Origin of the sequence: Wenyingzhuangia sp. 2_MG-2023, assembly GCF_030548295.1 — a bacterium.
In the GTDB taxonomy this organism is placed as follows: Bacteria; Bacteroidota; Bacteroidia; order Flavobacteriales; family Flavobacteriaceae; genus Wenyingzhuangia.
The window spans coordinates 1-238 of the sequence record NZ_JAUOSB010000184.1; the positions used below are offsets into that span (position 1 = coordinate 1).

1 protein-coding gene is annotated in these 238 nt (G+C 55.0%); it reads left to right on the forward strand.

Features of this window, described 5'->3' with window-relative positions:
* Nucleotides 1-238: hypothetical protein (locus Q4548_RS17000; protein WP_303457269.1), on the forward strand; the 238-nt coding region annotated here is incomplete at both ends.

The following is a 238-nucleotide window of genomic DNA, read 5'->3' on the forward strand; positions in this document are numbered from 1 at the left end:
GTCGTTTTATCCCCAAGGACATGCTGCCGGTATTATCCAGGCTGGTACTGTATTGCCTGATTCCGGCGTTGACCTTTGCCACCGTATCGCAATTGGACTTCAGCCAGATTCAGGCCTGGGATTTCCTCGGTGTGTATGCAGCAGGGGCCTTGCTGGCCCAGATCGTTGCACTGATCGTATTTCGCGGCATGCTCGGAAACAACCTGTCCACCAGCGCAATCAAGGCACTGGGCTGTTC